Origin of the sequence: Spirosoma agri (assembly GCF_010747415.1) — a bacterium.
In the GTDB taxonomy this organism is placed as follows: Bacteria; Bacteroidota; Bacteroidia; order Cytophagales; family Spirosomataceae; genus Spirosoma; species Spirosoma agri.
Genome location: NZ_JAAGNZ010000001.1, coordinates 1,579,569 through 1,599,179, shown reverse-complemented (window position 1 = coordinate 1,599,179; position 19,611 = coordinate 1,579,569). Strand labels below are relative to the sequence as shown.

General features: G+C 51.4%; 20 protein-coding genes. 3 read left to right on the top strand and 17 right to left on the bottom strand.

What is annotated here, in order from left to right; translation table 11 throughout:
• Window positions 1–132: 132 nt before the first annotated feature.
• The 5 genes from GK091_RS06615 to GK091_RS06595 all read right to left on the bottom strand — a co-directional run bounded on the left by GK091_RS06615 (window position 133) and on the right by GK091_RS06595 (window position 6,959).
• Window positions 133–1,509: an alpha-L-fucosidase gene (locus tag GK091_RS06615; protein ID WP_164035805.1), complete on the bottom strand. Its 1,377-nt coding sequence runs from the start codon at window positions 1,507–1,509 to the stop codon at window positions 133–135.
• A gap of 145 nt (window positions 1,510–1,654) precedes the next feature.
• Complete coding sequence (locus tag GK091_RS06610) at window positions 1,655–3,790, bottom strand: outer membrane protein assembly factor BamB family protein (protein ID WP_164035804.1); 2,136 nt, start codon at window positions 3,788–3,790, stop codon at window positions 1,655–1,657.
• 87 nt (window positions 3,791–3,877) lie between these two features.
• Window positions 3,878–5,029 (bottom strand): glycoside hydrolase family 88/105 protein, encoded by a 1,152-nt coding sequence (locus GK091_RS06605; RefSeq protein WP_164035803.1) that lies wholly within the window; start codon window positions 5,027–5,029, stop codon window positions 3,878–3,880.
• A 139-nt stretch (window positions 5,030–5,168) separates the two neighbouring features.
• Window positions 5,169–6,254, bottom strand: a complete 1,086-nt coding sequence (locus GK091_RS06600) for a M20 family metallo-hydrolase (protein ID WP_164035802.1) — start codon at window positions 6,252–6,254, stop codon at window positions 5,169–5,171.
• Between the two features lie 60 nt (window positions 6,255–6,314).
• On the bottom strand, window positions 6,315–6,959 hold the full coding sequence (locus tag GK091_RS06595; protein WP_164035801.1) for an SDR family NAD(P)-dependent oxidoreductase: 645 nt from the start codon (window positions 6,957–6,959) through the stop codon (window positions 6,315–6,317).
• Between the two features lie 309 nt (window positions 6,960–7,268).
• Here GK091_RS06595 and GK091_RS06590 point away from each other — a divergent pair, with 309 nt between their 5' ends.
• Window positions 7,269–7,523, top strand: coding sequence for a hypothetical protein (locus GK091_RS06590; RefSeq protein WP_164035800.1), 255 nt, complete (start codon window positions 7,269–7,271; stop codon window positions 7,521–7,523).
• 19 nt (window positions 7,524–7,542) lie between these two features.
• On the opposite strand, the gene GK091_RS06585 is transcribed toward GK091_RS06590, so the two are convergent.
• From GK091_RS06585 to lysM, 4 genes are all read right to left on the bottom strand, one after another.
• Window positions 7,543–8,427: a S1 family peptidase gene (locus GK091_RS06585; protein WP_164035799.1), complete on the bottom strand. Its 885-nt coding sequence runs from the start codon at window positions 8,425–8,427 to the stop codon at window positions 7,543–7,545.
• 69 nt (window positions 8,428–8,496) lie between these two features.
• Window positions 8,497–8,772 (bottom strand): hypothetical protein, encoded by a 276-nt coding sequence (locus GK091_RS06580; protein ID WP_164035798.1) that lies wholly within the window; start codon window positions 8,770–8,772, stop codon window positions 8,497–8,499.
• A 115-nt stretch (window positions 8,773–8,887) separates the two neighbouring features.
• A complete protein-coding gene (locus GK091_RS06575) occupies window positions 8,888–9,799 on the bottom strand; it encodes a DUF937 domain-containing protein (protein ID WP_164035797.1) in 912 nt (303 codons plus the stop codon).
• 209 nt (window positions 9,800–10,008) lie between these two features.
• Window positions 10,009–10,482, bottom strand: coding sequence for a peptidoglycan-binding protein LysM (gene lysM, locus GK091_RS06570; protein WP_164035796.1), 474 nt, complete (start codon window positions 10,480–10,482; stop codon window positions 10,009–10,011).
• 230 nt (window positions 10,483–10,712) lie between these two features.
• On the opposite strand from lysM, the gene GK091_RS06565 reads away from it, so the two are divergent.
• On the top strand, window positions 10,713–11,489 hold the full coding sequence (locus tag GK091_RS06565; protein WP_164035795.1) for an outer membrane beta-barrel protein: 777 nt from the start codon (window positions 10,713–10,715) through the stop codon (window positions 11,487–11,489).
• 70 nt (window positions 11,490–11,559) lie between these two features.
• On the opposite strand, the gene GK091_RS06560 is transcribed toward GK091_RS06565, so the two are convergent.
• On the bottom strand, window positions 11,560–12,165 hold the full coding sequence (locus GK091_RS06560; RefSeq protein WP_246202154.1) for a hypothetical protein: 606 nt from the start codon (window positions 12,163–12,165) through the stop codon (window positions 11,560–11,562).
• A gap of 68 nt (window positions 12,166–12,233) precedes the next feature.
• Complete coding sequence (locus GK091_RS06555; protein ID WP_164035794.1) at window positions 12,234–12,572, bottom strand: winged helix-turn-helix transcriptional regulator; 339 nt, start codon at window positions 12,570–12,572, stop codon at window positions 12,234–12,236.
• Between the two features lie 458 nt (window positions 12,573–13,030).
• On the opposite strand from GK091_RS06555, the gene miaA reads away from it, so the two are divergent.
• Window positions 13,031–13,978 carry a tRNA (adenosine(37)-N6)-dimethylallyltransferase MiaA gene (gene miaA / locus GK091_RS06550; RefSeq protein ID WP_164035793.1) on the top strand — a complete coding sequence of 316 codons (948 nt, stop codon included), beginning with the start codon at window positions 13,031–13,033 and terminating at the stop codon, window positions 13,976–13,978.
• Between the two features lie 53 nt (window positions 13,979–14,031).
• Here miaA and GK091_RS06545 read toward each other — a convergent pair whose 3' ends face one another.
• The 6 genes from GK091_RS06545 to GK091_RS06520 form a co-directional block, all read right to left on the bottom strand.
• Window positions 14,032–14,322: a rhodanese-like domain-containing protein gene (locus GK091_RS06545; protein WP_164035792.1), complete on the bottom strand. Its 291-nt coding sequence runs from the start codon at window positions 14,320–14,322 to the stop codon at window positions 14,032–14,034.
• A 51-nt stretch (window positions 14,323–14,373) separates the two neighbouring features.
• Entirely contained in the window at window positions 14,374–16,323 is a 1,950-nt protein-coding gene (locus GK091_RS06540; RefSeq protein ID WP_164035791.1) for a T9SS type A sorting domain-containing protein, read from the bottom strand.
• 23 nt (window positions 16,324–16,346) lie between these two features.
• Window positions 16,347–17,126: a PASTA domain-containing protein gene (locus tag GK091_RS06535; RefSeq protein ID WP_164035790.1), complete on the bottom strand. Its 780-nt coding sequence runs from the start codon at window positions 17,124–17,126 to the stop codon at window positions 16,347–16,349.
• Between the two features lie 108 nt (window positions 17,127–17,234).
• Complete coding sequence (locus tag GK091_RS06530; RefSeq protein WP_164035789.1) at window positions 17,235–17,828, bottom strand: riboflavin synthase; 594 nt, start codon at window positions 17,826–17,828, stop codon at window positions 17,235–17,237.
• Window positions 17,829–17,895: 67 nt separating this feature from the next.
• Window positions 17,896–18,669, bottom strand: a complete 774-nt coding sequence (locus tag GK091_RS06525) for a class I SAM-dependent DNA methyltransferase (RefSeq protein ID WP_164035788.1) — start codon at window positions 18,667–18,669, stop codon at window positions 17,896–17,898.
• Window positions 18,666–19,604, bottom strand: coding sequence for a glycosyltransferase family 2 protein (locus tag GK091_RS06520; RefSeq protein WP_164035787.1), 939 nt, complete (start codon window positions 19,602–19,604; stop codon window positions 18,666–18,668). The genes GK091_RS06525 and GK091_RS06520 overlap by 4 nt, the downstream gene beginning before the upstream one ends.
• Window positions 19,605–19,611: the final 7 nt, after the last annotated feature.

Sequence of the window (19,611 nt, the reverse complement as noted above, 5' to 3'; positions counted from 1 at the left end):
ACGAAGATTGTGTAGTAGTTGGTAGGAAAACCGTAAAATACGGTATTTGTTAGCTCGTTTGCGTAGGTACATACAGCGTCTCAGCAAACATAAGGCCATTTCGATGGAATGACTACCAAACCAGTATGGTCATCAGTTTTCTTCCCCCGATGACGCTTTGTATACCCCAACCTCGGCTAGTTCTACCGGACCGTTCGCGTTTGTAATGAACAGACGCAGCTTCGAGGATTTTACCGCCGGAAAACGCAACAGTCGCTTATACCCAACGGTCGTGAAGCTCTGAATCGGTCGCCAGTCCGAGCCGTTCCAGTATTCGACCCGCCCGCTGGCAATGCGCTGGCCGTTTGCAATGTTCTCCTGGATCGAAATACGGTCGAACGACTGCTCGCCCGTCAAGTCAATCGTCACAGGCTGGTTGGCGGCTACGGTCGTGAACGTCGCGAGTTGTTTATCCGTTAGCTTTGGCTGCCTGGCCACCAGATTAGTTTTAAACGTCTCGTCCAGAATACGCCGAAAGTCGCTTAGACTGGCGATATCTGATTCGGCAAACAATCCCTCCCGGTTTGGCGGCACATTGAGCAACAGCAAACTGTTTCGACCGACGGATTGGTAATACAGATCAACCAGATTTTTACCCGACCGTACTTTTGAATCTTCGGCAGCATGGTAGAACCAGCCCGGCCGAATCGACACATCGGTTTCTGCCGGCACCCATTGTTTACCCGTCGGATCGCCCCGGTTGAGGTATTTCGGGTCAGCTTTGCCCGGAGCCAGTCCTGCCGTATTGATCGTCGACCAACAGGTCTCGCCCGCGTTACCCGCTTCGTTCCCTACCCAACGCACATCTGGCCCCGCATCCGAGAACATCACAGCAGCAGGCTGTAACTCCCGAACCAACGCCCAGTAGCCAGCGAAATCGTAGGTCATGTCTTTGGCATTGTCACCCTTCGCACCATCGAACCAGACCTCCGAAATGGGGCCGTAGTTGGTGAGCAATTCACGCAGTTGTGCTTTGTAATAGTCATTGTAAGCAGCGGTGCCGTAGCGCGCTTCGTGGCGATCCCAGGGCGACAGGTAAACGCCAAATTTCAAGCCAAACTCGCGGCAGGCATCGGCCACTTCTTTTACAACATCCCCTTTGCCGTTTTTCCAGGGGCTGTTCTTAACTGAATGTTCCGTCATTTTGGATGGCCACAGGCAAAACCCGTCGTGGTGTTTAGCCGTGATAATGGCCAATTTAAAACCAGCCTCTTTTAGAGACTTAATCCACTGCCGGGCATCGAGTTTGGTCGGGTTGAAAATCTGTGGACTTTCGGTGCCATCTCCCCACTCTTTATCCGTGTAGGTATTCACCGTAAAATGGAGAAACGCCGTGGTTTCGAGCGATTGCCAGGCCAGTTGTCGGGGTGTTGGCTTGGGTAATCCGGCATTCGATTGCGCCTGGCTCAAGCTTGCGGTGAGCAACCCGGTAAGCAACAAGCCTGCTTTCACACGCCAAAATAATTTCATGCGATCAGAAATGGAAATCGTTTATAGTATTGCAAAGAAGCCAATAAAATCAGTGTGGCGGGTAGGGTTGCGAAAAAATTCTAGTTATGAATGCCCTCAACCCAACCGCCCGGCGGCCTGCTCCTCTCCCAAAACGGGTGAGGGATCACGGTAACGCAAAAGCGACATACTTGTCACCCGACTTTGTGTTCAGTTTCCCTCCTCCGCAGGCAATCACAACGTATTGCTTCCCGTTGATCGCGTAGGTACTCGCCGACGCGTACCCAGCAGCTGGCAAGGCCGTCTGCCACAGTTGCCTTCCGGTTTGCGCATCAAATGCCCGAAACTGTTCGTCACGACTGGCCGCAATGAATACCAGGTTGCTCGCCGTCACCATTGGCCCACCATAGTTATCGGTCCCAGTGATGGGAATACCCTGTTTCGTCAACGCCGGATACTCACCCAGGGGCACCCGCCAGCGACGTTCACCCGTATTTATGTCAATGGCCGTCAACGTTCCCCACGGTGGTTTACTGACGGGATAACCATTCGTGTCGTACCATCGATTATAACCCGTGTGCTGATAGGGAACGTTAGTCTGTCGAGTCGCCGTAACCGTCGTCTGAACCGTTTTTTGGACCAGAAAATCGATAATGGCTTTCCGCTCTGCTTCGGACAAATGAGCGAATGAAGGCATCATACCGCGCCCTTTGAGCAAAATCTGATGGATATGCCCATCTGTCAGGCGTTTGTCAACTGCCACCAGCGACGGATAGGAACCGTCGTGATTCCCGCGCCGGTCGGCTCCGTGACAGGGCGCGCAATGAAGGTTGTATAAGTTAGCGCCGGTTACGGCGGCACCGCTGGCTTTCGACTCCCGTTTCACGAGCGAGGTGTAAACCGGAATTTCTTTCGCTGGCACATACAATATACCCTTCGGATCGGTAGCCGCGCCACCCCATTGCCCGCCCCCATCGGTTCCCGGAAAGAAAATGGTCATTTTATCGGTAAGCGGAATATAAACCCTGCCGGTTCGGGCGGCTCGAATCAGCGCAGCCAGCGAATCCCGATTCGCGGCAAATGGATTCAGGTCGTTCTCCGTGAATCCCTGCCGCGAAAAGTACGGCTTGACCGGAATGGGTTGCGTTGCGCTGACGTTTTCACCCGGCACGACCTCTTGTGAAACAGGCTCTTCGTGAACCGGAAATAACGATTGACCGGTTACCCGATCAAAAATAAACACGTAGCCTTGTTTCGTGATCTGCGCTACGGCGTCAATGCGTCGGGGCCGACCATCGGGGCCGTTCTGGACAACCGTTAGTAAGTTCGGCGGAGCGGGCGGATCACGATCCCAAACATCGTGATGGACCAGTTGGTAGTGCCAACGTCGCCTGCCCGTGCTGGCATCAAGCGCCAGCAGGCAATTGGCAAACAGATTATTACCCTTGCGGTTACCGCCATAAAAATCGTAAGCCGCCGAACCCGTCGGAATGTAAACGATGCCCCGCTGGCGGTCAATGGCCATTCCCGCCCAGGCGTTAGCTCCGCCACTGTGTTTGCGGGCGGGCTTGGGCGACCACGTATTATACCCATATTCACCCGCCTGCGGAATGGTGTGGAATGTCCAGACGAGCCGTCCCGTTTTCGCATCGTAAGCCCGAATATCGCCGAGCAGAGCCGTTTCACTTTCGGCCACCCGAACCCCAACGATAATCAGATTCTTATAAATTGTATTGGGCGTGTTAGCCACCACATACTCATCGGCACCGGGCCGCTCCAACCCTTTTTTCAAATCGATACGCCCTCGCTCGCCGAACGACTCGATAGGAACGCCAGTATGCGCATCGAGCGCGTAGAGCCACTTTCCCGCACCAAAAAAGATACGCTCATCAGGTTTGTCAGTCCGGGATTCGCTGCGCCAGTAGGTCACCCCCCGGCTGGTCGTTCCACCATTGTCGCGAATGGCCGTTTTCCAGCGTTCCTTACCCGTTGCCGCATCGAGCGCAAACGCCTGTGTGCTTGCCGAAACACCATACAGCACTCCATTGATGACGATTGGATTGCACTGCATCTGAGTTCGATTCTGCATGGTATCGGCTCCCCCCGACGCATAGGTCCAGGCTATCCGTAACTGATTAACGTTTTGCTGATTGATCTGGGTCAGAGCTGAGTAATGACTACGCGCACCATCTCCGTTGTACTCGGCCCAATTGGTATCCGGCACAGGTTCGATCTGACCCTGAATCCCTGACAAAAGACCAGCCATGCTAAGGGTCAGTGCAGCAGAAAGCAGCTGTTTCATCGCGCTAGTAATGGATTGGGGAAGATCGTAACCGTCTGCGATTTAACTGGAAACAATAGGTAGGCTGACAGGTAAAGCAGGCGATCGTTACGGCTTCAGCTTGATCACCTGTGAGCCCGCTAAGAGGAAAGCGCCCGTTCCGTAGACCTCCCAGCTGTCTTCGCTAAAATTCCGCCGGGGATCGCCCCCAATGGGTTGTACCCAGCCTACCCGACCTTCGGGCGAGACCAGTTTCGTTAAGGCAACCCAGGCTTTTTCGACGACAGGCTGATAGGTTTTTTTTGGCAAAATACCCTGGTTGATTCCCCAGGCCAAGGCGTAACAATCGAAGCCCGACCCACTAGCCTCCCCACCCGGATACGCTTCGGGGTCCAGCAAACTGGCTCGCCATAATCCGTCGGCCTGTTGAAGAGCCAGCAGACGTTCGCTCATTTGCCGATACATGGTCAGGTAAAACGCCCGGCTGGGGTGTTTGGCAGGAAGTTCTTTCAACACGCGCACGAGTCCGCCCATGACCCAGCCGTTACCCCGCGACCAGAAGATTTTTTGTCCGTTGGCTTCTTTCTTTCCGGCCCCATTGGCATCAACCAGATAATTGGCGTCGCGGGCATACAGGTGTTCTTGCTGGTTGTACAGTAGCTTGTAGGTCTGCCTGAACAGGGAGTCAGAAAAAGCGTTGTACGTTGGGTCGTTCAGGGTTGTGCTCAACTTAGCCAGCACGGGCGGAGCCATGAATAAGGCGTCGCACCACCACCAGGTCAGGCCGTGTTTGGCGAGTTCGTTACCGGGTACGGTACGCATCTTCTGGACCGTATCGATCGTTGGTTGGATCATGCGCCGGTCTTTTTTGATCCGATACAAGTCGATGTACAGCTGCGAAACGGCGATGTCGTCGGCATGGTCAAAACGCTTGCCGGGACGCCATTGATTTCGCTCGCCGATGGCCATCAGCGAATCAAGAATCAGGGGTGATTTGGTTGTCTCATAAGCCGCAAAAACACCGGCATAAAACGCCCCGTTTGTCCAGTCGGTGGGGCTGTGCTTGGGATGTTGCAACTGCCATTGGGTCGTTTTCAGGAGCACATCCTTGATGTATTTCGCTGAGAAAACTTCATCCCGGTTCGCCGTAGCTACTTTTTTTCCTTTTGCCGGTGGTGTATTGCCGAAGCCTGTTCCACCCAGCAGTAGTACGCTCAGGAATCCAAGTACTATACCCTTCGCACTCAGCAACTTGTTCATTGTCGATAGCCGGTTTCTCAGAGAAAGAAAAGGCTGCCGCTGCGTCTACTCATTCGGTAAGCGTTTCCTTTTGGTCCTAAACAGACCCGTCTAACCTGGGCGCTGCCTGATCAACGGCCGGAGCCGGGTAATCTATCGCCTATACCACCTGTTCCAGCATTCGAATGTAGCCGTCAATCCCCTCCTCAATTTCCCGAAGATAGATAAACTCATCCGCCGAATGGGACCGTCCCGAATGACCGGGGCCACATTTGAGCGATGGGCAATCCAGCACAGCCTGATCGGACGTTGTGGGTGAGCCGTAGGTATGCCGACCCAGCGCGAGACCAGCGTTGACAATGGGATGGTCGGACGGAATGCTGGATGGTTTCAGGCGAATGGAACGCGGTTTTACGTCAGACGCTACGTTCGCCTGAATCGTTTCAATGACCTCCTGTAGGGTGTACTGCTCGGTTACGCGCGCGTCAATCGTGAACGTACAGGTGTCGGGCACGACGTTGTGCTGCGAGCCGGCATTGATGATCGTCACGGATAGTTTGATGGGTCCCAGTGTGGGCGATACCTTTGGGAATTGATACGTGGTAATCCAGTTAATGTCCCGAATTGCCTTGTAAATGGCATTATCACCTTCCTCACGAGCGGCATGACCACTGATGCCGTGCGCGGTGCAGTCCAGCACCAGTAATCCTTTTTCGGCTATTGCCAGCTGCATTTCGGTTGGTTCTCCCACGATAGCAAAGCTGATCGGCGGCAGTTCGGGCAACAGCAGTTCCAGCCCACCGCGACCCGAAATTTCCTCTTCCGCCGAAGCCGCCATCACGATGTTGTAAGCCATGTCGGCCCGATCGTAGAAATAGATGAAGGTCGTCAATAGAGAAACCAAACAACCACCGGCATCATTGGACCCTAGCCCAAACAGTTTGCCATCGCGTTCGAGTGGCTCGAACGGATCGAGCGTCCATGATTTGTTCGGTTTGACGGTATCGTGGTGCGAATTCAGCAGGATCGTCGGCTTCCGTTCGTCGAAGTGACGGTTTTTGGCCCAGATGTTGTTTGCCAACCGCTCGACGGGAATCTGTTTCCCGCGAAAAAAATCGATTATCAGATCGGCGGTTTGCTCTTCTTCCCGACTGAAGGAGGGCGTGTTGATCAGGCGTTTCAGCAATGCCAGGGCGTCGGCAGCGAGGGAAATCTGGTTTGAACTCTGAGCGGTTTGTTCCGACATAAAAAAAGTGTTGGCCGCTCAAAGATACAGCCAACACCCGGTTGTTTGGTCAATAGTCGATCAGAACCGCACTTCTACGGTGCTCCGGTCGGCATTAAGTTTCCAGAACTCTTCAGCGATGTTATCGGGCGTCAGTTTCTCTGCCGTGGGTTCTACGTGTCCGCTGACGGTTACGGTCCCGACGTATATGCCAGCACTTCGCAGCGTTCTACTCAGCATTTTTGCCAGCGTTACCGTTGCCACTTTTCCGAGTGTCAGCGATAGATAGTCAGGCGCAATCATGTAAGCCAGTCCACCACCCGTCAACAGGATAGAGCCTTCCCCGGAAACCATCTGTTCACGCACGGCATTGACAGCCGTGATGACATTGGCCGTATTGACCCGAAAGTCGGCGATGAGCGAGTCGGCGGTTTCTTTTTCGAGACGTCCGTTGTGTAGAGATGCCGCGTTGTAGTGTAAAACCGATGTGGGGCCAAGTTGCGTTTCTACCTGCTTCAGTGCAGATTCGAGCGAGGCCGAATCCGCTGAATCGTATTGAAAAGCTGCCGCTTCAACATTATTGGCGGTCAGTTCGTTGACGTATCCCTGCAACTTGTCAAGATCACGTGAAACGAGTGCAACCGCAAAGCCTTCGCGGGCGAATCGCCGGGCTACAGACAGGCTTATACCCGGTCCGACGCCAATTATAGACAGTACTTTTTTCATTATGCTTTCTGTATTACATGTTTTGCCACTTTGCCAGCAGGATTGATACCCGATACGATAATCGGCATGCTAGAGTGAATGCGTATTAAAGACATCATTCCGAGTAACGGCTGGTTTAGGCTCAGAGTTTTTTTATGCGTCCTGTGTTACCTACTAACTCTCAAAAGAGACGAGCGTGTTCATCGTTCAACCGCTAGTAAGTTACTTATTTTAAGCACTTTTTAACACTATTTTTAACGCTATTTAAACTCGTTATCCGATTTTTGGTCTGGTAAAACAACGCATGTGTGAATCGACGTGCCAAGTACTATGAATCGAATCAAACAGGGAGTTATTGGGATACTGATCGGCGGCTGGTTCATCAGCTGCTCTTCCGCCAATAAACCCAGCCCAACTGTAGAGAAGGCCTTTATCGAGAAATTTGGGAGTACGGCTGAAATTAACTGGACCGAAAATTCCGACTACACGTTTGCCCATTTTACCCAGCATGGTAAACCCGTAGTGGCTGTATTTGGTAATGATGGTCACCTGGTCGCCACTGAATCGGCAAAGCCAATTTATTAGGATCACTATCTGAGCGGCTTTATCCTTCGTGATACGTGACACCCCGTTCGCGCAGGAATGCCTTGATTACATCCACGTGAACGCACTGACCAACATTTAAGAAGGGGTAATTCGACACCCGGCTTTTTCGCCCATTAACCAGTACTTCGCGGTCTTCGATATCAAACCCGAGGTGCAAGTGACGGGTAGCCGACTGCATTCCATAAATTAGCCCGTTCGTATCGAACAAAGGCCCTCCACTCTGCCCCCGCAAACCGGGCGTGCTCATTTCGATCCCCGTAATGTCGTTGCTCTCGCTGAGCAATCGGGTGACGATACCATCGATTGGAAACCGGGGTGATGTCACCCGACCTTCAGCCGTCCACTCAATGTCGTCGACGGATGCGTTGTACCGAAAATTCGTAAATTCAGGAAATGGATACCCCAAACGGCACAGGCTTCGTCCCGGTTTGATTCGGCTGCTATCGCCCAAAAACGTAGCATGCGATCCATACAGTAATCGATTATAGCCTTTGAACTGCACCAGCGCCAGATCCTGAGTGGGATGCATGTCAATGGACAACTCCTTGTATTGATCGACACATCCCACGAAGCTGTTGCGAACCCGAATGATCGTTTCCGACTGAAGTTTGAATTTTACCTCCAGTTTACTGATACGCTGGGCCGCATCCTTTTCCCGTATCACATCCCGGCGGGCACCCTGAAAATCGCGGTAATTATGGTAGATCGAATCCGCTTTAGCAACCAGTTCGGCAACGTGTTTGCAGGTAATGGCACACCCCTGGTCGTTTACGAAGAAAAGTGTGGCACTACCCGGCACCACTTCATTATGGCCATAAAGCCGAACAATCGAATGGAGGGGCCGGGTAAAAAGATCAATGCGCTCGATGGCGTCAACAAACATAACAAAGTCGGTAAGTCAATCAGACGGCAATATAGGCCATGTTCAGGTTGACTCACCGACTCGCCGGGCTTATTTCTTGACCTTTACGTTAATCTCCGCCGGAACGACAGCGCCACGTGCATCGGCACTGTCGGGCGGAGCCTGTATGGGCACGTTCATGCTAGAACCCGACGTATCGCCCTGCCGTCCAAAGACAGAGCTGTCACTTCCGGTCGAAGCCGCTTTCGATTCGGCCGTTGAGTCCTTTTTTTCTCCGGAGCAATTCATGAACAGAAAGCTCGAACTGACCATCAGTCCAATGGCGATCCAGTTACGAACCGTTCCTCGTTTGCGGTTATCTATCATGGCTACTAAGCGTTGAGTGATAGCCGTACAACGCGCAGTCGATTAGTCTGTTCGTCAGTATTGACGAAAACCGGCTTTCGGTCAGATAGCGTTTGAAGCCTTATGAATTCATTGTCTAAGGTCTTTTCTCCGACGAATCACGCGTTCCGAGCGCACCGGGAGCGGTCGAGTCTGCCGATTGTCCGTGAGCCTCTTCTATACTTCGTTTCGTCGATGCTGATGTGTCTTCAACTGCGTTCGACTCTACGCGGCTGGTCGAGTCGGTACTGACACCATCCACACTATTCTGGTTCTCACTGCACTTTTGCACAAGCAATGCCACAATCAGTATGGCAATAGCGATCAGCGCCCAGCGCAACCAGCGGACGTTTTCCCGCCGGCGATCGCCTTCATCACTCTTGGGAATGTTTGGATTGATTACCGTACCACTGAAGTTGTCTTCCCCCTGAACCTGAGTTGTGGGGCCCGTTTTGCTCACAAGTTCATCGAATCCCAACAGACTGCCAACCGCATCAAGACCACTGGGAACAGCCGTTCTGAACTCAGAAGCCTGGCCCATTAGTAAAGCTGTTAAACTATGAGCGGTCAGCCCTTTTTCCTGATCCTGGCGACCCAGAACACCCATCAGTATCGTCCCGGCCAGCTCCAGAATAGTCAGCGAAGACGCTGGTTTTAGCCCGCTATAGGTACTGATAAGTTCTGTTGTCCGGGTCAGTTTGTCATCAAAAAGTACATCGAGAAAAGCGTGTCCGGCGGTGGCCGTACCGGCTACTTTCTGCTGTGAGTCGCTAACCTGCGATACGTCAAGCGGGGTAGCTCCATAGTCGCCTTTATCCAGAAAAGTAATAACTGACGAGGCACCGCCCGTTTGCTGAATACGCCTGGTCAATGCACCCAACAGAATGGGTAAAGAACCTTTAACCGCTTTGAGTGTCCCGGCCGGTGTTTCAGAAAGGTCGGCACTGAGCTGATCAATGACGCCCGGCGTAAATTGATCGTTGAGGTATGATAATAAATGAACAGCCATGGGTTTCTTCTCGGTTGAGTCTACCGGGTAAACTGGTCTGTTCTGTTGAATGTTCGGAAGGACCACTCAATATGAGACTAGTAGAAGAATATATCAAGAGTGGTGCCACGAACTCGTAACACCACTCTTAAAAAATCACGCACGCAAAAAGGCGGTTAAGCAACTACGAAGCTGCTCAACCGCCTTCTTTGTATAGACAAAAATGGGGATTATAATTGCGGAATGCGCAATACCTGGTCAGGATAGATCAGATCGGGGTCTTTCAACATAGGCTTGTTAGCCTCGAAAATAACACCGTATTTCATTGGATCACCATATACTTCTTTCGCAATTTTCGACAGCGAATCGCCGGATTTTACGGTATAATATTTTCCTTCCGGCGTTGGCTCGTCAACGGTCAGTTGATTGTCGACAGCGCTTACGCCTTCTACGTTACCAACAGCCAGCGCAATTTTTTCGGAGTCCTCCTGCGATTTGACCGAGCCGGACAGCGTTACCGTGTCACCTTTCGTTTTAACCGTCAACGTTTTATAAGCAAGTCCTAACTGCTTCACGTGATCAAGCAGTGCCTGTGCGCGTACTGGTTCAACCTTTTCGGCTTGTGCAGGATCAGCAGGTGCTGCGGTTTCTTCTTTGTGAAAGATTTTCTCTCCAACTCCCTTGAAAAATGATAAAAGACCCATTTGTTCGGCGTGATTATTTAGTGAAACATCAACTAGATGACTGGCAAGTATGCCAATAAATCTATGTCAAACAACCCTCTTCCCTGGTTAATGTTTACTTCGTTACCAAAAAAGGTGAATAACTTTTACAGCATAAAGCCCATTTTAGACGCTGAAATGCCTATTTTTACGTTTTTAAGTCTATTACTTCTCCATTTTTTAACATTCACCGTTTTCCTCACAACTCACTTATGAAACGATTAGCGCTTACCTCCCTGGTATTGCTGGCGGGTACAGTATCGGCAATGGCCCAGGGCAATTTTGAAGGAGGTATCAAAGGAGGAGCTACGTTTACCAGCGGTTATACGACAATCCCACCCGTCCCCCTTTCGGCTACGCTATCTATCCCTCAACTGGATAACAAGAGCAATGGTGTTGGAACGGGTTACTCAGCGGGTATCTGGGGACGCCAGAATTTCAACAAATTTTTCATCCAGGTCGAAGTAGATTACAACCGGTTCGTTCTCAAGCAAAAAACTGATTTTTCCGTACCCGCTGTGATCGCGGCTGCGCTGGCAGGACAAACGCTTCCGGCACAAATACCTGCTGCAACGCCCGCAACGATCAATACCGTTTCGCAGTCAGTTCTTGAGTCGGTCAATATTCCGATCCTGTTCGGTAAGAAGTGGGCAGATGGTAAGGTGCGGGCGTTCATTGGCCCTAATTTACTGTTCACGTCCAAAGCGCAGGCGACACGGACCTCAACCGCTACGATTCTGTCCCTCAGCATCCCAACGCCGGAAACAACGTCGGACCTGAAGAATCCGAACCCACAAAGCCCAACGGAAGCGATTCTGGAAGTGAAGCCGTTTACCTACGCAGCCGAAATTGGAGTGGGCTATACGTTCTTCAATCGCCTGGATCTCGACGCCCGGTATGCCGTTCCGGTGGGGGGCATCTATAAAAACAAGGACATCAAAGGCTATCTCGGCATCGCTACACTATCGCTGGGAATCCGCCTGTTTTGACGAGTAATGCAGTTGCTGCTATACGTGCGACCAGACATGCTGACTGCGTGTGGGGTCGCACGTTTTGTTTTTATCGATCTGTCGATTGCTCCGTTTGGGGGTCGGCAATGAGCACGAACGACTCCCCAGCGGGCCGTAACCGATAGCGCACCAGCCTGGTCTTACCGGTGGGTTGCGCATTGGCATCACCCGCGTTATACGTCGGAAACGTGCGGCACAACACATCACGCTCGACCCACAGGCTGTCATGCCCCATGTAGCCGTCATGGCCTGTCAACCAACTGGTAGTCTGAATTGTAGCGATGCGTTCGGGCAGAAACTGCCAGCCATATACATGCCCAAAGGAGCCGCTGCCACCGCTAGTGCTGTAGATATATAGTTCAGGCAATCGGTTCGTATCTAGATCACCTACTTCCACACCAGCTACCGCTCCATCTATACGTACGCGAAAGTTCGTTAGCAGCAACGAGCCCCGATAGGCTTTTACGGCTACATCGCGAACAACTCCACTGTCTGCTGACGTAACAGTAAACGAATAGATATTGAACCGCAACGTTTTTTCGTAGGCTGCTACAGTTGCTGGAGAAATGCTACCGGCATTGACCCGAACAGGAGCGATACAGGGGGTTAGTCGCCACGCTATCCATACCAGTAAACCGCTGATCAATAGTTTCATGAGCCCTTCGTATCCATCAATTCAGACCGAATAACGGTACGAGGTCACAAACAATTACTGACCCAAACTTAGGGTGCAAGAAACGTGTGGCCAATCACCATGATCTGATTTAGAACGGGCAAAATGGTCCGTGTCTTTTCGGTGAGTCCGTATTCGACACGAGGGGGAACTTCGTTGTACGATTTTTTCTGTAACACACCCAACTCGACCAGCGCTTTCAACTCCTGGATCAATACTTTTTCGCTGACATCCGGAATCATTCGGCGCAATTCACCATATCGGCGGTCTTGCTCACTCAACTGAAAAATAATAAAAAGCCGCCATTTACCACAGATAATGTCTAGTGTTTTTTTTAGAAACAGTTGATTGACGTCCGAAATTCGTTGTGTATGGGTATTACCGTTCATAAGAAATATTTACACTAACCTTTTGGTATGTAATCTACTGATTTGTAGACCTTTGCACCAACTAAAGCAAATATAAATCATTGTAATAAATTTATTATACCCGCCTAAAGCTAAGTCGAAACTGACTAAAAAAAAGAGTATAACTACTTAATGATCAGTAGCAAAATTGGCGTTCCATTAAATAATTTTTGCGGCATGACTTTAAAATTGACCTGAAATTGCCCTGGTCCGGACTGGATATCTGGCAGAACAGTTAAAATCCAGTTAGGCTACTGGTAGTTTGCAAAAAGAGTTGTGCGATTCAGAGCAGGGTCCATTTTGGCAAAGAACGTCGGTCATTCTTTTCGTTCGGAAACGTGTGCATTGCGACCAACGATCAGGTGAAAACCAGCGCAACCAAATAGCCTGACCTCAACGACCGATTCCAGAAAAATAGGACCCGATTAGGCAGTGCCCCAATGGCAAAAGCTGCTACTTTTGTCCCTTTCAGCGTCCAGTCATCCCGTTCATTGAAGACCTTACTTATCATAGCCGGGCCCACAGCTGTTGGCAAAACGGCACTTTGCATCCGGCTGGCAAAGGCCCTGCAAACCGATGTTGTCTCCGCCGACTCCCGGCAGTTATACCGAGAACTGACCATTGGTACGGCCAAGCCCACGCTATCGGAGATGCAGGACGTACCACACCATTTTATCGATTCCCATTCGATAACCGATGCGGTGAATGCAGGGCGTTATGAGCGGGAGTGTCTTGCCGTATTGGACAAGCTGTTTCAAACGAAAGACACGGTGATTCTATCTGGTGGAACGGGTCTGTATATCAATGCTGTCTGTTTTGGACTCGATGATATGCCGCCCGTCGATGCTGACCTGCGGCAAAATTTACGGGATCGCTGGGAAACCGAAGGGTTGAACATTCTCCAACAGGAACTGCGTCAGCTGGATCCGGTTTACGTACAGACGGCCGACATGCAAAACCCGGCGAGGGTATTACGTGCGCTGGAAGTATGCCTTACGACCGGTCAGCCTTATTCGTCGTTTCGCCAGAAGCAACCCGCTCAGCGACCATTCCAGTCTGTGTTTGTTGCGCTTGATCGGCCGCGCGATGAATTATATAACCGAATCGATACCCGAATGGATGCCATGCTTGCCGGGGGGCTGATAGAAGAAGCGCGGTCGTTACTGCCTTATCGTCATTTGTCGGCCCTGCAAACGGTGGGCTATCAGGAAATTTTTCCGTATCTGGATGGATCGTATGAATACGATGAAATGGTACGCCTGCTAAAGCGAAACTCCCGACGCTACGCCAAACGCCAGCTTACGTGGTTTCATAATCAGGGCGATTACCACTGGATCGGACCCGACGACGATCAGGCAATTTATACGCTCCTTTCGACTACCAACTAACAGGCCGCTCCCAGTTTGTCTATGAGAACGGCCCGTTAGCGCAAAAACTGGCTCTAAGCCCGGTAAGCCAGCATCCCGCCAATCACATTACGGACATTATTAAAGCCGTTCTGCTCCAGAATTTGCTGTGCCATTTCACTACGCTTACCAGACCGGCAATGAACGATTACTTCCTCATCCTGTAGACCATCGAGTTCGTCGAGCTGGTACGGCAAATCGCCCAGTGGAATAAGCCGGGCACCAATGTTGTCGGCATCGTATTCGGCAGGCTCACGCACATCAATAAGATTCAGTTTCTCGCCTTTGTCAAGCCGCTCTTTTAATTCCTGTACGGTAATGTCCATGATCAGTTCGATTTTCAGTTTCGGTTAGACTTTTCAGTAAACCAGGTACGATTAGTGTTGAATGATTAGCTTCTGAACAGCGGCTCGCTCTCCTTCAACGAATCGAAGCAGATAAAGACCATCGGGCAGATAACTCAGATCTAACGTTTGCTGTCCCCGACTTGGTTCGATGGCATGCAGGATTCGACCGGTCAGGTTTATCACTTCCAGTCGGGTAAGACGCTGGCTTTCCCAACGGATCAGACCCGTCGTCGGGTTCGGGTAGGCGTGGAGGGGAGCCAACGGTTCGGCATCGTCGATGGCCGTGACCAGACCGCTTCCTTTGCCGCCCATCACGGGACGAAGCATGAACGCACCGGGCAGATTCAAACCGGCACCGTTGGGATTACCAGCCTGTGCCAGATTCTGTTCCCAGAGGCTTCCGCCATTGTAGAAGATCTGCGAGCCAAAGGGGCTGTTCTTGTCGAACCCCAACCGCAAAAAAGTTGTATCCGTACTGCTTAACTGCTGATAACCAATGTAAAACGTGTCTTTGACGGCGATTCCCCGATCAAACGGGAAGTCGATGAAACCGTTGCGTGAAGCGGGATACTGCATCGAAAATGCTTTCTGGTACAGCACAGTTCCCGGCTGGCCATCGGCCCGACCACCAACCGTTCGGGCTGTGTTGCCATACACCGTAACGACGAACGACTGACCACTTTGATTCGTTCGGAACGGCACAATACACGCCCGAATTCCGGCCATCGTATCGGACTTGTTCAGAACAAAGCGCACAGCAACCCGTTCGCGTGGACCCAGTTGCAGACCATACTCCCAGGTGCCATCATCGTAAGCGTAATAATTATCGAGCACCGCCCGCGCCGAAAGGGTATCATTCTGCTTGAGCACTCCGCCCGGAATGGTTAAGTTTTGCTCGTCAGACGTTGTTATGCTGTACGTATAGCGCAACACCGCCCGAGACGCACCACTCAGACTTCGGGCAGCAAGCGGCTTAACGAATTTGCGTACCAGAGCCGATTCACCAATAAGAAATTGATTGGTGGCACTCAACGTATCGACCTGTAAAAAACGCCCGGAGACTTCGTCCCGGACGATGAAATTGTATTTCAGATTATTAATGACATTGTTTAAATTCCTGATGTCCGTCGCAATCGTATCGGCGGTTTCGGCCTCGGGTCTGACCAGATACTGTGCCAGTGGCATGGCCGTGTATCGTTTCAAAAAAGGAGTCAGTGCCTGTCGCATCGCAGCATCCTTTACATAGGCATCCGCTGACGTTCGCCCTTTGTTCAGGTACACGTAATCGATGTTCCAGGTGTCGAACGGTCCTGAAGCGCGCCCGAACGAGCGAAATCGAAACGCGAACCCGGCATGAAAATACAGGGCATTCGTTACGGGCACGAACGTCTGAATAAACTGATCGTTAGGAACGCCCCCGGCTGCTGTCCACACGTTTCGCCACACATTATCGCTACCCAGGAATTGAAGAATCAGCGAGTCGGCAGGCTGGTTGACAACGACCACGGTCGTGCTGGGTTGCCCGCTAATGATCACGCTGGTACTACCCCCATCCGGTAATTCGCCCAGTCCTTTGATCTGGTAAAAGAAGCTCAGGTAAACGCCACTGGCAGTCGTCATGCCAGCCAGATTGATTGGCCGGGATGTTAGTGTATCGGTATAATCCTGCGCAAACTGGTTATTCTGAACGTAAGGAAGCCCATTTGCCTTCAACCCATCGAACGTTGCAACGTTGACCGTTGGCTGGTTGAGCCCCATCGTGTTGTTGATGTAAACGCCACTACCCGGCTGCCAGAGTGACGTATTGGGTTGTTCCCCGGTCGTGCCGGATGGTTTCGCAAAATCGTCGAAAAAGGGCAACGTCAACGACGTTTGGGCGAAGCCAGCCGAAGCGGATATGATGTAGATGAAGCAGAGAAAACTCCACAAAAACAGCCGTCGAACGGGTTGTCGCGGACGAACAGGTAGCGCAATATCCATGTATGATCGGTTCCCGAAACGGATTATTCCTGATTTGGTTCAATCGGCCCTACAACCCACAAATCCATCGTCTCACCAACGCGAATTCGCTCACCCGTCCGGGCTTCAGGCCGCTGCCGAACGACGGTGCCAACCTCTTTTTCGGGGTCTTCAACGGAAATTTTAGTACCAACTTTCAGGTTCGAACCGCGAATAGCCGCTTCTGCCTCATCGAGTTGCAACCCTACAACGTTTGGAACCTCAAACATCGTATTTCCTAGACCATCCCCTACCTCAAGATCGATCCTCGCCCCTTTCGGAACCGGCGTACCCGGTGCAATTTCCTTGCCATTGTAAAGCTGACGAAGTACCGAATTTTTGGCCACGTCGGGCACGTAGGTTCGTTCGCCCTCAACGAGTCCAAGCGATTCCAGCGTCCGGGCCGCACTGCGGTCGATCATATCAACGAGGTTAGGCATCGACACCATTGGCGCTACCCGTTTGGTAACGGTGATGTAGATTTTTCGCCCTTCCTTCACTTTCGCATTGGCTCGCGGATACTGCTGAACGACGGTTAATGGCTGAGCCCCGGCCACGAACGTGCAATCGCTAACTTCGTAGCGCAGATTGCGGTCGTCCAGGATATTTTTCATCTCGTCGAGGCTCAGTTTAGCGACATCCGGCACCGTAATCGTTTGGCCGTGATTGGTTGTAAATGGCAGATAGACGAAGAAAAAGCCCAGAAACAGAACGGCTACAAAAGCCAGGATAATGCCAATTTGAATCAGCAGGTCAGGAAGGGAGCGGGTGCTGATTTTAGCCATTCAGTTGATTAATTGCGTAAACGGGGGTAATTGTGAACGGATGAGTTATCCAGAACTATACGTACGATCGGTAGTACTAAATACAAAAGTAGCAGAATCTGAAACTGCTTACCGATAGCCTGCCAGCATTTTTTTAATATACTTCCCTACAACGTCAAACTCAAGATTAACAATATCACCGGGTTTCAGATCACGAAAACTCGTGTGGTCATACGTGTACGGGATAATCGTCACCCGAAAACCGTCATCGTGCGAATTGAACACCGTTAAGCTCACGCCGTTGATGCAGATCGACCCTTTCTCGACCGTCACGTTACCCGCCTGATCGGGGTCATACTGAAAATCGAAAAGCCAGCTTCCGTCCAGATCCTGTACGTTCGTGCAGATGCCCGTCTGATCCACATGTCCCTGCACGATATGCCCGTCGAAGCGACCCGTGGCGGGCATACAACGCTCCAGATTGACCCGCTCACCGATCTGAATCTGCCCCAGGTTCGTTTTTTTGAGCGTTTCATCAACCGCCGTGACCGTATAACTACCATCGGCTACACTCGTAACGGTCAGGCAGATACCATTATGACTAACGCTCTGATCAATTTTCAATTCAGAAGCCATTGCTGACTCAATACGAAACGTCAGGTTAGTACCTTCAGCCTCAATACCAGCCACCAGGCCAGTCGTTTCTATGATTCCAGTAAACATGTGTGATTATCAATTACGTCGGTACCAGTCTTACGCTGCCTGACCCGTTCTGTTCGTCAGAAAACCGTCAATGCGTAGCAGTTGGCTTCGATACTATGAACAGCGAACTGCCAAATGGGGTTCGGGGAAGTACCTTCTCTTCGATCCGAACAAGGGTATAGAGCGTTTCATTCAGCCACGAACTGGGCAAATATACGTCCGACTGCGCATGTTCGGGCTTTCGCCAGCCTAGTCGAAGCTGCCAGTCCTGCCACTGCCGCATGGCCAGAATCAGCGGGGACAGCACAAAACTCCAGTAGGTTGCGGTATTGATAGTCAGTCCGGCGCGGGGCATCCGCTGTTCAAAATCGGCCCGGACAAATCGTCGGCCACTACCAACCGCCAGATCGTGCTGTCCTCGAAAAACGGCAAACGCATTGTTGTTGCTGATCAGGATACCACCGGGTTTAAGTCGGCGGGCCAGTTCATGCAGTAAGGTTGACAGCTCATTATCCGTAAAATAGCAGAACACATCGTTGCAGACAATGACATCGTAGCGAACAGCCGGTTCATAGTCAGCCAGGTCAGTCAGATTCAGCAGGGTAACGGACAAACCCCGTGCGCGACAGAAGGCAACGCCATCCGTTGACCCGTCGATCCCTTTCAGGTGCGAATAGTCGTGTTTTCGTAGAAAGTCCAGTAAGCCGCCCGTTCCGCAGCCCGCGTCCAGTAGCTGAATATCCCGACGCTCGCCGAATTGTTGCTTAACGGCCGTTTCGACGCGTTCGTGCAGAATCCGGTACCACCACAACTGCCCTTCCAGGCGGAACATTTTTTCGTACTCCTCCGAAAGTCCAATCATCGTTTCTCTTGAGTTGATTGTCGACTTTTCCGTTCTTTCTCGACATAAGGCGGCAAGCCACTATACGCCATAAATAGCTTACCCAGATATTCGCCCAGCACACCCAGAAATAGAAGCTGTAATCCGGTGGCGGTGACGATGGCCCAGCAAACGACGACCCAGCCTGGCGGACGGATCAGGCTGGCCAGCCAGCCAATTCCCATTCCCGTACCCGTTACCATACCCACCAAAAACAAGACAGCACCGACAACGGTGAAAAGACGAATAGGCCATAACGAATACCCAATAAACACGTTGAGAAACAAAGCGATCAGTTTTTTGACCGTATAGTTCGAACGGCCTTCGGTGCGGCTATGATGGGGCACTTCGACACGACCAACGTTGCGCGTCACACGAAAAATCAGCCCGTCAATGTAAGGATATGGCCCAGTATAGTTACAAATCTCGTCGACAACTTCCCGGCGGATCAGCTTAAAACTGGACAGATACAGGTCATGCGGTTTACCCAGCGAATATGTCGTCAGCGTGTTGACCAGCCAGCTGCCCAGGTTTCGAAACCAATGATGCTGCTTCTGCGCATAGAAGCTATAAACAACATCATAATCACCCGATTCGGCTTCATCCAACAGTGTCAATATGGCTTCGGGGGGATTTTGAAAGTCATCGTCAATAATCGCGACGTACTGCCCTTTGGCGTGGTTCAGACCACATAGCACCGCATTGAACTCACCGAAATTGCGACGCAATGACCTGAACTGAACGTTGGCGTTCGCTTCAGCAATTCGTTGGCACACCGCTTCCGAGCCATCGGCACTCCCATCGTTTACCAACACCACCTCAAAGGCCCGGTTTGTCATGCACGTCTGTAACCGCTCGATGAGTGGCCCAATCGTTTTTTCGCTGTTGTAAACGGGTATGACAACGCTTAACTCCATAACAGGT